The sequence below is a fragment of the Bradyrhizobium sp. 149 genome, assembly GCF_023073915.1.
Taxonomy (GTDB): domain Bacteria; phylum Pseudomonadota; class Alphaproteobacteria; order Rhizobiales; family Xanthobacteraceae; genus Bradyrhizobium.
Map to the genome: position 1 here is coordinate 1 of NZ_JADPKK010000005.1, position 13013 is coordinate 13013.

Annotated in this window: 8 protein-coding genes and 1 pseudogene; 4 read left to right on the forward strand and 5 right to left on the reverse strand. The window is 64.0% G+C overall.

Annotation, left to right across the window (positions count from 1 at the left end; all coding sequences use genetic code 11):
* Positions 1-157 precede the first annotated feature (157 nt).
* The 4 genes from IVA88_RS01240 to IVA88_RS01255 form a co-directional block, all read right to left on the reverse strand.
* Complete coding sequence (locus tag IVA88_RS01240; RefSeq protein WP_247495490.1) at positions 158-1264, reverse strand: CaiB/BaiF CoA-transferase family protein; 1107 nt, start codon at positions 1262-1264, stop codon at positions 158-160.
* A gap of 199 nt (positions 1265-1463) precedes the next feature.
* Positions 1464-2264, reverse strand: a complete 801-nt coding sequence (locus IVA88_RS01245; RefSeq protein ID WP_247495491.1) for a xanthine dehydrogenase family protein subunit M — start codon at positions 2262-2264, stop codon at positions 1464-1466.
* 15 nt (positions 2265-2279) lie between these two features.
* Positions 2280-4622, reverse strand: a complete 2343-nt coding sequence (locus IVA88_RS01250) for a xanthine dehydrogenase family protein molybdopterin-binding subunit (protein ID WP_247495492.1) — start codon at positions 4620-4622, stop codon at positions 2280-2282.
* An 86-nt stretch (positions 4623-4708) separates the two neighbouring features.
* Entirely contained in the window at positions 4709-5209 is a 501-nt protein-coding gene (locus IVA88_RS01255) for a (2Fe-2S)-binding protein (protein ID WP_247495493.1), read from the reverse strand.
* A gap of 340 nt (positions 5210-5549) precedes the next feature.
* On the opposite strand from IVA88_RS01255, the gene IVA88_RS01260 reads away from it, so the two are divergent.
* A complete protein-coding gene (locus IVA88_RS01260; protein ID WP_247495494.1) occupies positions 5550-7589 on the forward strand; it encodes a HAMP domain-containing methyl-accepting chemotaxis protein in 2040 nt (679 codons plus the stop codon).
* 307 nt (positions 7590-7896) lie between these two features.
* Positions 7897-9930 (forward strand): HAMP domain-containing methyl-accepting chemotaxis protein, encoded by a 2034-nt coding sequence (locus IVA88_RS01265; protein ID WP_247495495.1) that lies wholly within the window; start codon positions 7897-7899, stop codon positions 9928-9930.
* 39 nt (positions 9931-9969) lie between these two features.
* On the opposite strand, the pseudogene IVA88_RS01270 reads toward IVA88_RS01265, so the two are convergent.
* Positions 9970-10306, reverse strand: a pseudogene (locus IVA88_RS01270) (DUF3175 domain-containing protein).
* A 180-nt stretch (positions 10307-10486) separates the two neighbouring features.
* Here IVA88_RS01270 and IVA88_RS01275 point away from each other — a divergent pair.
* Together IVA88_RS01275 and otsB are read left to right on the forward strand one after the other, a co-directional pair.
* Positions 10487-11974: an MFS transporter gene (locus tag IVA88_RS01275; protein WP_247495496.1), complete on the forward strand. Its 1488-nt coding sequence runs from the start codon at positions 10487-10489 to the stop codon at positions 11972-11974.
* Positions 11975-11977: 3 nt separating this feature from the next.
* Positions 11978-12817, forward strand: coding sequence for a trehalose-phosphatase (gene otsB, locus IVA88_RS01280; protein ID WP_247495497.1), 840 nt, complete (start codon positions 11978-11980; stop codon positions 12815-12817).
* Positions 12818-13013 lie beyond the last annotated feature (196 nt).

Sequence of the window (13013 nt, forward strand, 5' to 3'; positions counted from 1 at the left end):
GTCTCATGGCAAAGGGCAAAGCCCACAACGCAGCACTGATCGCCTGCGCCCGTAAGCTCCTGATCTATGCCAATACTGTCGTACAACGCGGCACGCCCTAGACCGAAAAAGCAGCCTAGCTCTTAATGGTTGCTACGCGATCTTTGCCGGGCTAGTCCTACCGCTTCCACGCCTTCGTCATCGCGGCGATCTCCGCCCCCTCCGGCTCGCGAACCGCCGATGGCGTGCGCGAAAATCGCGGCGCTGGCGCCGGCTGCTTCACGCCGTGGCGTTCGACGAACACCTGTCGCGCGACCATGTGCGGATGCTCGGTCGCTTCCGACATGGTCAGCACCGGCGCGAAGCAGATGTCGCTGCCTTCCATGATCTTGCACCAGTCCTCGCGCGTCTTGCTCTTGAACACCGTCTTCAGCTTTTCCTTCAGCGCGGGCCAGGCCTTGCGGTCCATCTGCGCATCGAAATCGGCATCGGTCAGGCCGGCGTGCTGGCGCAGCAGCGCGTAGAACTGCGGTTCGATCGAGCCGATCGAGACGAAATGGCCGCAGGCGCATTCGTAGACGCCGTAGAAATGCGCGCCGCCGTCGAGGAAATTCTGGTCGCGGCCTTCGGTCCAGCGGCCGATCGCCGTCATGTCGAAGAAGAACGACATCAGCGATGCCGCGCCGTCGCACATCGCGGCGTCGACCACCTGACCCTTGCCGGACTTCGAGGCCTCCAGCAGCGCCGCAAGCACGCCGACGACGAGATATAGTGCGCCGCCGCCGAAATCGCCGACCAGATTGAGCGGCGGTACCGGCGCTTCCTTGGTGCCGATCGCGGCGAGCGCGCCGGTGATGGAGATGTAGTTGATGTCGTGACCGGCGGCATTGGCGAGCGGGCCGTGCTGGCCCCAGCCGGTCATGCGGCCGTAGACCAGCTTTGGATTGCGGGCGAGTACCACGTCAGGTCCGAGGCCGAGCCGCTCCATCACGCCGGGACGAAATCCCTCGACCAGCGCGTCGGCATTCGCAAGCAGGTCCAGGACCTCTGCGATCGCCGCCTTGTCCTTGAGGTCGAGCTCGATCACCTTGCGGCCGCGGCCCGCGACCGACTTCATGCTCTTCCTGGCGCCGACCCGATCGAGTGTGACGACGTCGGCGCCCATGTCGGCCAGCATCATGCAGGCGAACGGGCCGGGTCCGATGCCGGCGAATTCGACGATGCGGAAACCCGAGAGCGGGCCGGAGGCGCGAACGGAGGAGGTGGGGGCTGGTTTGTCGAGCACGTCGTTGTTTCCTCGGGTCGCGGGCGGATGCCGTTGTTCGGCAATCGCCTCGGACATTTCCTCTGTGGGGCGAGTTAATTGGCTGATTAACTTTTCTCGCCTTCACGCCAGCGAGGCAAGCGTTTTCCATGCCGCACGGCCAAAATAAAAACGGCGCGCACCGAAGTGCGCGCCGCGGGAAATTTGCGTCGAGGCGCTATCAGCCTGCGGCAGCTACCGCGCGCTGCGCCATCACCTTGATGAGATTGGCGCGGTACTCCGCAGTGCCGTGGATGTCGGCCAGCAGATTGCTCGCCGAAATGCTCACGCTGTCGATCGCCGACGGTGACCAGTTCGCCTTCAGCGCCGCCTCAATCGCGGGCACCCGCATCACGCCGGTTTGCGAGGCGCCGGTGGCGGCCACCCGAATCTCGCCCGACTTCGTCAGCGCGACGAACACGCCGGTCAGCGCGAAGCGAGACGCAGGGTGGCGCATTTTTTCGTAGCCGGCCTTCGCCGGAACCGGGAACGACACGGCGGTGATGATCTCGCCGTCTTCCAGCGCTGTCGTGAACAGGCCCTGGAAGAAGTCATCCGCCGCGATCGACCGCTTGTTGGTCTTCACGGCGGCGCCGAGCGCGAGCAGCGCAGCCGGATAATCCGCGGCGGGATCGTTGTTGGCGATCGAGCCGCCGATTGTGCCGCGATAGCGCACGGCGGGGTCGCCGAGCACCGAGGTGAGATAGGCGATTGCGGGAATCGCCTTCTTCACATCGGCATTCTGCATGATGTCGAAATAGGTCGTGCCGGCCTTGATGGTCAGCACGTCGCCTGAGAGCTCGACGCCCTGCAGCTCCTTGATCTTGCCGAGGTCAATCAGGTCCGAGGGGCTGGCGAGGCGCTGCTTCATGACCGGCAGCAGCGTTTGGCCGCCGGCGAGGAATTTCGCTTCGCTTCCCTTGGCAAAAAGGCTGACGGCTTCGTCAACCGAGGACGCGCGATGATAAACGGTCTGGTACATCTTCGTTCCTCCCTCTTAAGCCGCGTGGATCGTGCGCCACACCCGGTCGGGGGTTGCGGGCATTTCCAGATTGTTCTTGCCGATCGCATCCGTGATCGCGTTGATCACGGCCGCAGAGGCGCCGATCGCGCCGGCCTCACCGCAACCCTTGATGCCCAAGGGATTGCCCGGGCACAGCGTCGTGGTGTGGGAGAGATTGAACGATGGAACGTCGTCGGCACGCGGCATGGCGTAGTCCATGAACGAGGCCGTGACCGGCTGCCCGTTCGAGTCGTAGATCGCGTGCTCGAGCAACGCTTGTCCGATGCCCTGCACGAGCCCGCCATGGACCTGGCCTTCGACGATCATGGGGTTGATCAGCCGACCGAAATCGTCGGCCGCGACGAAGTTGACGAAGGAGGTCTTGCCCGTGCCGGGATCGACTTCGAGCTCGCAGATATAGGTGCCCGCGGGGAAGGTGAAGTTGGTCGGGTCGTAGAAGGCGCTTTCCTTCAGGCCCGGCTCCATCCCGTCAGGCAGATTGTGCGCGGTGTAGGCCGCGAGCGCGACCATCGGGAAGGCGATCGCCTTGTCGGTGCCGGCCACCTTGAACTCGCCGTTCTCGATGACGATGTCGCCTTCCGAGGCTTCCAGCGCATGCGCGGCGATCTTCTTGGCTTTGGACTCCATCTTCTCCATCGCCTTCAGGATCGCGGTGAGGCCGACGGCCGCCGAGCGCGAGCCGTAGGTGCCCATGCCGAACTGCACCTTGTCGGTGTCGCCATGGACGATCGAGACCTGGCTGATGGGAACGCCGAGGCGCTCCGCAACGAGCTGGCAGAAGGTGGTCTCGTGACCCTGGCCGTGGCTGTGCGAGCCCGTGAGGATCTCGATAGTGCCGACCGGGTTGACGCGCACTTCGGCGGATTCCCACAAGCCGACGCCGGCGCCCAGGCTGCCGACAGCCTTGGACGGCGCGATGCCGCAGGCCTCGATGTAGCAGGACACGCCGATGCCGCGCAGCTTGCCGTCGGCTTTCGCCTTGGCCTTGCGGGCAGGGAAGCCCGCATAGTCGATCGCCTTCATCGCGGCATCGAGCGAGGCATTAAAGTCGCCGACGTCGTAGGCCATGATCACGGGCGTCTGGTGCGGGAACTGGGTGATGAAGTTGGTCCGGCGCAGCGCGGCCGGATCGACGTTCAACTGCCGCGCCGCCGTCTCCATGAGACGTTCGATCAGGTAGCTTGCCTCGGGGCGGCCGGCGCCGCGATAGGCATCGACCGGCGTGGTGTTGGTGTAGACCCCGATCACCTCGGCGTGGATCGCCGGAATGTTGTACTGGCCCGATAGCAGCGTCGCGTAGAGATAGGTCGGAACCGACGACGAGAACAGCGACATATAGGCGCCGAAATTGGCGTAGGTCTTCACCTTCAATCCGGTGATCTTGTTGTTGGCGTCGAACGCCATCTCGGCATGGGTGACGTGGTCGCGGCCATGCGCATCGGTGAGGAAGGCTTCGGTGCGGTCGCCGGTCCATTTCACGGGACGGCCGACCTTCTTCGAAGCCCAAAGCGCCACCATCTCTTCGGGATAGATGAAGATTTTCGAGCCGAAGCCGCCGCCGACGTCGGGTGCGATCACGCGCAGCTTGTGCTCGGGTGCGATGTTGTAGAACGCCGACAGCACCAGGCGGGCGACGTGCGGGTTCTGCGACGTCGTGTAGAGCGTGAAATGCTCTTCCGCCGAATCGTAATCGGCAATCGCCGCGCGCGGCTCCATGGCGTTCGGCGCGAGACGGTTGTTGGTGACGTCGAGCTTCACCACGTTGGCAGCCTTGGCGAAGGCGGCATCCGCGGCGCCCTCGTCGCCGATCACCCAGTCATAGACCTGGTTGCCGGGAGCTTCGGGATGCAGCTGCGGCGCGCCGGACTTGATCGCGGCGTGGACGTCGGCGACCGCGGGCAGCTCCTCGTAGTTCACGACCACGGCTTCGGCTGCATCGCGCGCGAGATTTTTGCTCTCGGCGATCACGACAGCGACGGCCTGACCGACGAAGCGCACCGTCTCCGGCGCCATCGCCGGCCATGCGCCCATCTTCATCGGGCTGCCGTCCTTGGAGGTGATGGCCCAGCCGCAGATCAGGTTGCCGACCTTGTCGTCGACGATCTCCTGTCCCGTCAGCACCGCGACCACGCCCGGCATCTTCAGCGCGGCGGAGGAATCGATTCCCTTCACCTTGGCATGCGCGTGCGGGCTGCGGATGAAATGGGCGTGGGTCATGCCCTGCAATTTGATGTCGTCGACGTAGCGGCCCTTGCCGGTAATGAATCGCTTGTCTTCCTTGCGCACGACGCGCGCGCCAATGCCTTCAACACCCATGTCTGGTCCTCCCGACCGGAATTTGTCTTGACCGCGCTTTCCCTCGAAAGCAGCGGCGGTAGGTTTCTTATTTCGAGGCGGGCCGCTTACTCGGCCGCCTGCGAGACCTTCATGCGGCCAGCCGCATCCAGCACGGCTTTGACGATGTTGTGGTAGCCGGTGCAGCGGCAGATATTGCCTTCGAGCTCGTGGCGGACGGTGGCCTCGTCGAGCCGGCCGCCAGATCCTTGAGCATTATGGCGGTGCACGATATCGATCGCCGACATGATCATGCCCGGCGTGCAATAGCCGCACTGCAGGCCGTGATTGTCGCGGAAGGCGGCCTGCATCGGGTGCAGCTCGTCGCCCTTGGCGATGCCTTCGATCGTGGTGACGTTGGCGCCGTCTGCTTGGCCCGCCAGCATGGTGCAGGATTTGACCGCCTTGCCGTCCATATGGACGACGCAGGCGCCGCACTGGCTCGTGTCGCAGCCGACATGGGTTCCGGTGAGGTTGAGGTGGTCGCGCAGCAGCTGAACCAGCAGCGTGCGGTCCTCGACGTCGACAGCAACGGCCTTGCCGTTCACCGTCAGTTTGACTGTAGACACGGTTGATGTCCTCCCGGGATCGATTTTGATTGTTTCTAATTAGAGACAGCGACCCGGAACATTGCAACTAGGATTTTGGTCGCCCGCGTCATGGAAAAGTCATTGATCTGGAATGGCCGACGTTGATTTGGGGGCGAGCCGACCGGATCGGACGCGGCGCCAAGGCGGGTCCGGGATGCCAGCCTCTATATCCTTAAGCGGTCCGCCTGGCCGATGGAGCCGGAAATTCCGCGGACGCGCCGAATTTACCGCCCCTTATCGATTGTGCCTTAGTTTTGCCCAGCCAGATCAGGGGGCGGGGCGCCACCGGATCGCGGCTGAATCAAAAATGGGGGTGGGAATGTCCGGGCGTATCGCGTCGTCCTCGAAGCGCACAATAGTGCCGACCCTCAGGTTCCGCGCCAAGATCATTCTGGGCTTTGCCGCCGTGCTGGTGATCTCCGCCGGCAGCATGGCTTTCTCCTATTTTGGCTTCGAACGGGTCGCGTCCGGGGTCGGGACCTACCGCAGCAGCGTCACCGAGGCCGATCTCGCCCGAAACATCGACCGGGAGCTGCTCGCCTATCGCTCGGCCGTCAAATATTTCGTCGTCACCAGCAAGGAGGACGACGCCAAGGCGGCGCTGGACACGGAGACCGGCCTGAAGAGCGCCGTCGACCAGGCCATCAAGAGCGCCAAGAAGCCGGCGCGCCAGGAGAGCCTGGGCAAGCTCGCCAAGGAGTTTTCCAACTTCTCCGCGACCTTCGCAAAGGTCCTCCAGGCCAAGCGTGACAGCGCGCTGCTGGTGCAGAACCAGCTCACGCGCAACGCCAACCTCCTGAAATACAAGCTCGACGACGTCGGCAACAACGCTTCCGATTCCGAGGCGCAGGCGATCGAGTTCGGCACCAAGCAGGTCAATGCCCAATTCCAGACCGCGAACGCGGCGGCGACCAATTTCGTGCTGACGTCCGACCAGGCGATCGCGACCAGCGCGCTGGCGCGGCTGAAATTCGTCGAGAACTCGCTCGGCGCGGTCTATTCCATGGACGACAAGATCGTCGCCGGCCTGAAGGACGCCAAGGCGCTGTTAGGGGCCTATCGCGAAGCGCTGGAGAAGCTGATCGCCAACGCCAAAATGGTCGACGATCTCGTCACCGAGATGAGCGGCTCGGCGGGAGCGATCCTTCAGGGCGCCACCGCCATGAAAGCGGACCTCGTTGCCGAACAGCAGCGGCTGGAGTCCGAATCGGAAGCGACCATCGGGAAGACCGAGCAGCTGGTGCTAATGCTGGCCGTCGGCGGCACGCTGCTTGGCGCGCTTCTCGCCTTCCTGCTCGGCACCGGCATCTCGCGTCCGATGATCGCGATGTGCAAGGCGATGCGCGAACTTGCCTCGGGTAATTTCGACGTCGTGCTGCCGGGCCTGGGGCGCAAGGACGAGATCGGCGAAATGGCCAGCGCGGTAGAAGAATTCAAGGTCCAGGCCGTGGCCAAGGCCGGCCGCGACGCCGCCGCCAACGAAGCCCAGAACAAGGAAGCGAGCGCTGCCCGCCGCTCCGAACTGATTCGCTTCGCCGACGATTTCGAGAGCGCGGTCGGCGCCATCGTCTCCAACGTCTCGGCCTCCGCCGTGCAACTCGAATCGGCGGCGTCGACGCTGACCCGCACCGCCGAGACCACGCAGAGCCTGTCGAGCCAGGTCGCCGACGTCTCCGAGCAGGCCTCCAGCAACATGCAGTCGGTCGCGACCGCGACGGAAGAGCTCTCGGCCTCGGTCGAAGAGATCGGCCGCCAAGTCCGCGATTCCAGCCGCATCGCCGAAGCCGCCGTGGTGCAAGCGAAGGAGACCGATGGTCGCATCGGCAAATTGTCGCGCGCGGCCCAGCAGATCGGCGAAGTCGTCAAGCTCATCACGGCGATCGCCGAGCAGACCAATCTTCTCGCTCTGAATGCGACTATTGAGGCGGCACGCGCCGGAGATGCCGGCCGCGGCTTCGCCGTGGTGGCCAGCGAAGTGAAGTCGCTCGCGAGCCAGACCGCGAAGGCGACCGACGAAATCTCTTCGCACATCGCCGGCATGCAGGGCGCCACCGCCGAATCAGTTGCAGCGATCAAGGAGATCGGCGCCACCATCGGCCAGATATCATCGATCTCGACCTCGATTGCGAGCGCAGTCGAGCAGCAAGGCGCGGCGACGCAGGAAATTGCGCGCAGTGTCCAGACTGTCGCACAGGGCACACAGACCGCCGCCACCGACATCGGTCAGGTCAACCGCGGCGCCGCCGAGACCGGATCGGCCTCGGAAGAGGTGCTGCATTCGGCCAAGACGCTGTCATCCGAAAGCACCCGCCTGCGCGCCGAGCTCGACCGCTTCATGGGGAATATCCGGGCGGCGTAGGCTCGAAGCGCGCCACTCACTCCGCCGTCCTCCTGGCGAAGGCCAGGACCCATTACCCCGACGAGAAGTTGCGGCGCGGGCCGGTAACCCCGTGTCTCCGCCAAACCGCTCCCTGGGTAATGGGTCCTGGATCAGCGCTCCGCTTCGCTTGTCCAAGACGACGGACAACCGCGCGTCACCTAACCGCCGGTTGCGGCGCCACAAGTTTACCGCCGCTTATCCTTTGCCCTTTACCGTGCTCGCGAGTCAGGAAGCGGGCTGCTTTCGGGCTGCGCCTGGTTTTCCGCGAATGGAATGGGGTGGGGGAATGCCCGTCAAGTCGAAGTCGACCACATCGAAGCTGCTCACCTTGCGTTTTCGCGCAAAAATCATCCTCGGCTTCGTGGCGGTGCTCGCCATCCTGGCCGTCAGCATGGCTTTCGCGTATTTCGGCTTCGAGCGAATCCAGGCGGCCGTGGCCTCCTACCGCTCCAGCGTCGGCGAAGCGGACCTTGCGCGGACGGTCGATCGCGAACTGATCGCTTATCAGGGGCTGGCGCGGGCCTACACGCTGACCGGCGCGGCGGATGATGAGACCGCAGCCAAAGCAGCCGAAGAGAATTTGAGGGCCGCGATCGCCAAGTCGGCGGCGGCCACCACGGGCGTAGCGCGCCGCGAGCAGGTCGGCCGGCTCGAGGCCGACTTCAAGAGCTTTACCAAGGTGTTCGGCGAGATCATCACGTTGACGCGCGAGAACGGCAAGATCGCGACGGATGAGCTCAACAGCGTCGGCAACAAGATCCGCTTCAAGTTCGACGATCTCGCCGATACCGCGGCATTGGCGGGCCTGAACTCGGTTCAGGGCACGGCCAAGGACATTACATCGCAATACCTTGCGGTCTCCACCTCGGTCAGCGCCTTCGTCGCCAAGCCGGAGCCGAAGACTGCCGACGGCGTCACCGCCCGCATCAAGTTCTTGGAGACCTTGCTGGTCTCGATCTATGCCAACGACCAGAAGATCACCGACCGCGTCACCGAGATCAGCAATCTTCTCAAGCAGTACCGCACCTCCTTTTCAAAGTTGACCGAGAACGTGAAGGTCATCGTCAAGCTGAACGGCGAGATGACCAAGACGGCCGCTTCCATTCTCAAGCTCTCGGGTGAGCTGCGGTCGGAGCTGACGGCGGATCAGCAGCGCATCGAGGTGAACGCCAATGCCACCATCGGCGAGACCGAGCGGCTGATGCTGATGATGGCGCTGGGCGGCCTTGCCGTCGGCGCTGCGCTCGCCCTGATGCTGGGTAATGGCATTTCGCGTCCGATGATCGCGATGTGCAAGGCGATGCGCGAGCTGGCCTCGGGTAATTTCGACGTCGTGCTGCCGGGCCTCGGGCGCAGGGACGAGATCGGCGAAATGGCCAGCGCGGTAGAAGAATTCAAGGTCCAGGCCGTGGCCAAGGCCGAGCGCGATGCCGCCGCCAACGAACTCCAGAACAAGGAGCAGGCCGCAAGCCGTCGTTCCGAGCTGATTCGATTCGCCGACGATTTCGAGAGCGCGGTCGGTGCCATCGTCTCCAACGTCTCGGCTTCCGCCGTGCAGCTGGAATCGGCGGCCTCGACGCTAACCCGCACCGCCGAGACCACGCAGAGCCTGTCGAGCCAGGTCGCCGACGTCTCCGAACAGGCCTCCAGCAACATGCAGTCGGTCGCGACCGCGACCGAAGAGCTCTCGGCCTCGGTCGAGGAGATCGGCCGCCAGGTCCGCGATTCCAGCCGTATCGCCGAGGCCGCCGTGGTGCAGGCAAAGGAGACCGACAACCGCATCGGCAAGCTCTCGCATGCCGCCCAGCAGATCGGGGAAGTCGTCAAGCTCATCACGGCGATCGCCGAGCAGACCAATCTTCTGGCGCTCAACGCGACCATCGAGGCGGCGCGCGCCGGCGAAGCCGGCCGCGGCTTTGCAGTGGTCGCCAGCGAAGTGAAGTCGCTCGCGAGCCAGACCGCAAAGGCCACCGACGAGATTTCCTCGCACATCACAGGCATGCAGGGTGCGACCGCCGAGTCGGTTGCGGCGATCAAGGAGATCGGAGCGACTATAGGCCAAATCTCGTCGATATCGACATCGATTGCGAGCGCAGTCGAGCAGCAAGGTGCGGCGACGCAGGAAATTGCGCGCAGCGTGCAGACTGTCGCACAGGGCACACAGACCGCCGCCACCGACATCGGTCAGGTCAACCGCGGCGCCGCCGAAACCGGCTCGGCCTCGGAAGAGGTGCTGCACTCGGCCAAGACGCTGTCATCCGAAAGCACCCGCCTGCGCGCCGAGCTGGACCGCTTCATGGGGAATATCCGGGCGGCGTAGGGCCTCGTTATGGTAGAGCGAGGGGCGCGCTTTCCGCGCTCACTCCTTCCCGAATGCCCGCTTCAGCTCCACCTTGCCCTCTCCAGCCGCGTGCGCTCCGTCTGCGGCAGGGTCTTGCCGGCGCGGTTGATGTAGAACGTCAGCATCGACAGTGCCGAGCGGTAGGCGCCGGTCTTGCGGCGCGCGCTGTGCTCGGCCGAGCGCTTCAGCGACGTCGCGATCTTCTTCGCGCTGGTCAGCTTGAACACGCCGTGTTTGAGGTCGAGCGCGTCGCTCTCTTCGTCACGCGCTGCGACCAGCGCTTCGGTGAGGCGCGTTTGGTGCTCTTGCGTGCCGCCGTTTCGCGAGAATGTGTCGTCTTTCTGACGTGAGCCATGCGCTAACTCCTTGCGGCTCCATCGGAAAGCAGCCGCGCGAACTGCTGTTGTCGTGGGAACCTGGCCTCGCCGCAGACGTTGTCGCAGGTGGCAGGCCGAATGCCGCACCCTCTTGATCGGATCGACCGCGTCCACGTCAGGTGCCGGGGCCGCGTCCCTTGGTCAGATGCAACAACGCGATGGAATTGCAGCGAAGCCCAGCGCCGAATGATGGACCTGTGGTCTCCACGGCGGCCGCGGCCGATCGCATCATCGAGACCAGCATTCCCTCACGACTTGACGCGCTGCCGTGGAGCGGCTTTCACACCCGCGTCGTGCTCGCGCTCGGCATCACCTGGATTCTCGATGGCCTCGAGGTGACGCTGGCCGGCTCGCTCTCCGGCGCGCTGAAGCAGAGCCCCACCCTACATTTCTCCAATCTTGATCTCGGCTTCGCCAATTCCGCCTATCTTGCGGGTGCTGTGCTCGGCGCGCTCGGTTTCGGCTGGCTGACCGACCGCATCGGCCGCAAGAAGCTGTTCTTCATCACGCTCGCGCTCTATCTCTCGGCAACGGCCGCGACCGCTCTGTCATGGGATGTCGCGAGCTATTCGCTGTTTCGCTTCCTCACCGGCGCGGGCATCGGCGGCGAATACACCGCGATCAATTCCACCATCCAGGAACTGGTGCCGGCGCGCTATCGCGGCTGGACCGATCTCGTCATCAACGGCAGCTTCTGGATCGGCGCCGCCATGGGCGCGGTAGCGGCCATCGTGCTGCTCGATCCCGCGGTGATCGCCCCCGATCTCGGCTGGCGCCTCGCTTATCTCATCGGCGCGACCATCGGGCTCGTCGTGCTCTTGATGCGGATGTGGATTCCGGAGAGTCCGCGCTGGCTGATGATCCACGGCCGTCCCGACCAGGCCCACGCCATCGTCGACGAGATCGAGCGCTCCGTGATCGGACGGGGCCAGGATACGAACGACGGACGCTTCGCCAAGATCCGCCTGAAGATGCGTGATCACACGCCGATCCGTGAGGTCGTGCACACGCTGTTCTCGGTCTACCGCCAGCGGGCAATGGTCGGCCTCGTGCTGATGATCGCGCAGGCCTTCTTCTACAACGCCATCTTCTTCACCTTTGCGCTGGTGTTGACCGATTTTTACGGGATCAGCGCCGATCATGTCGGCTGGTATCTGCTTCCCTTCGCCGCCGGCAATTTCCTCGGTCCGTTGCTGCTCGGCCGCCTGTTCGATACGCTCGGCCGCCGCACCATGATCATGTTTACCTATGGCGCGTCGGGCCTGCTGCTGGCGCTGTCGGGCTATCTGTTCTCGATCGGCGCGTTGAGCGCGCAGGGGCAGACTATCGCCTGGATGGTGATCTTCTTCTTTGCCTCGCCCGCCGCGAGCGCCGCCTATCTCACCGTCAGCGAGACATTTCCCCTGGAGGTCCGCGCGCTGGCGATCGCGGTGTTCTACGCGGTCGGCACCGGCATCGGCGGCGTGATCGGCCCCGCGCTGTTCGGTGTGCTGATCGACACCGGATCACGTACGAGCGTATTCGGAGGCTATTTGCTGGGGGCATTCCTGATGATCGCGGCCGCGATCGTGGCGTGGCGCTATGCCGTCTCGGCGGAACGCAGATCGCTCGAAGAAATCGCGCGGCCGCTTGCTTCCATGGAGTAGACTATGAAATCGGAACTGGTAGACATGGCATTCAAGGACATGGCATTGAATCAGGAGCGCACTATTCCCGAAGATGCTCCGGACGCAGTCCCGGTGCCGCATGCCCTCGTCCCGCATCTCGGTGAAACAGCGATCCTGCTCGACATTGACGGCACCCTGCTCGACCTGATGCCGACGCCGCGTGAGGTATGGGTGCCGCCCGGCCTGTCGGAAACGCTGAACCGGTTGACGGAGCGCACGTCGGGCGCGCTGGCGATGGTCAGCGGCCGTTCGCTCAACGACATCGACCTGATTTTCGCGCCCGATGTATTTCGCGCCGTCGCCGGCCACGGCGCGGAGATGCGGCTTTCGCTGGACAGCGAGGCCGATGCTGTCAGCGCGCCGCCGCTCGACAAGGAGTTGAAGCGGCGGCTCGCGGCAGTTGCCAAGCTCAGTCCCGGCATTCTGCTCGAAGACAAGGGTTATTCGCTGGCGCTGCACTACCGCCTTGCGCCGCATGCGGAGAAAGCGATCTATGAATCCGTTTCGCTGATCCGCGCCGACCTGCCCAATGCCCCGATCGAGGTGCTGCCCGGCAAGTTCGTTTGCGAGATCAAGCATTCCGGTTTCACCAAGGCGACTGGCGTGCGCGAGTTGATGAAGCACGAGCCTTTCAAGGGACGTCGTCCGATCTTCATCGGTGATGACGTTACCGACGAGACGGTGTTTGCGATCATGCCCGACATGAACGGGCTCGCTTTCTCGGTCGGCCGCCGCGCCATCGGTGTCAACGGACATTTCGATGCGCCGAACGATGTGCGCGCGTTCCTTGCGCGCCTGCTCGACGATACAAGGTTGGAATAAGGCATCGACACCTCAGAGCCGCATTATCGCTGGTAGCTCACTTCCAATTCCCTCGTAATTCCTTTGCCCGCGGGCTTCGTGCCGCGCAATACAGCCCTGAAACGGACTTGTTCAGTGAAATCGCCGGGTTCCGCGAAGAAAACTGGTTCCAACGCGCAGGGCCTGAATTTGGTTTCAATTGGTTGAAACGATGATC

Excerpts from the sequence above, each read along its gene's own strand:
- IVA88_RS01245 (WP_247495491.1), bottom strand. The coding sequence starts at position 2,264 with ATGTACCAGACCGTTTATCATCGCGCGTCCTCGGTTGACGAAGCCGTC.
- IVA88_RS01250 (WP_247495492.1), bottom strand. The coding sequence starts at position 4,622 with ATGGGTGTTGAAGGCATTGGCGCGCGCGTCGTGCGCAAGGAAGACAAG.
- IVA88_RS01260 (WP_247495494.1), top strand. The coding sequence starts at position 5,550 with ATGTCCGGGCGTATCGCGTCGTCCTCGAAGCGCACAATAGTGCCGACC.
- IVA88_RS01265 (WP_247495495.1), top strand. The coding sequence starts at position 7,897 with ATGCCCGTCAAGTCGAAGTCGACCACATCGAAGCTGCTCACCTTGCGT.
- IVA88_RS01275 (WP_247495496.1), top strand. The coding sequence starts at position 10,487 with ATGGAATTGCAGCGAAGCCCAGCGCCGAATGATGGACCTGTGGTCTCC.
- otsB (WP_247495497.1), top strand. The coding sequence starts at position 11,978 with ATGAAATCGGAACTGGTAGACATGGCATTCAAGGACATGGCATTGAAT.